At 49.8% G+C, this 596-nt stretch carries 1 protein-coding gene; it reads right to left on the bottom strand.

What is annotated here, in order from left to right:
• The coding region (locus R7093_RS26590; RefSeq protein WP_318147198.1) for an EAL domain-containing protein at positions 1-596 on the bottom strand (596 nt) is incomplete at both ends.

Raw genomic sequence — 596 nt, 5'->3', positions numbered from 1 at the left:
GCCGTTTCACGAAGGATGGTTTTGAGCTTGTTGATGAAGCGTGACTGCTGCAGTTGAAGTGCCGATACATTGACTGCAATTTTGCCAAATTGAACGCCTCTCGCCAGCCAGTCAGTCCCTTGTAAACAGGCGTCTTTGAGTACCCATTCGCCGATGCTTTGAATCAAGCCAGTCTTCTCTGCGATCGGAATAAAATCCGCAGGTGGCACTAAGCCAAATTCTGGGTGTTCCCAACGCACCAAGGCTTCCACACCAATAATTGCGTTTTGCGCGAGGTTGTATTGCGGCTGATACACCAAATGCAGTTGTTCTTTTTCTATCGCTTCATGCAGCGCAGATTGAATTCGGACGTGCGATACCGATTTGTCAGTTAAATCCGGAGAGTAGAACGCGTAGCCGTTGCGGCCATTTTTCTTCGCCAGATACATTGCAGTGTCGGCGTTTTTTAGCAGTGTTTCACTGTCTTGACCGTCGTTCGGGTAGAGTGCGATACCGATGCTGGTGGAGATCCGCAGCGAATCGTGATTTGCCAGATCGAACGGACGGCGGAACACACCCAAAATCGAGCTTAACGTTTCGAGTAACGGAGAATCGCC

Source organism: Vibrio sp. 1580, from assembly GCF_033340055.1.
The sequence above is the reverse complement of the archived record's forward strand: the minus strand, read 5'-3'. Positions and strand labels throughout refer to the sequence as shown.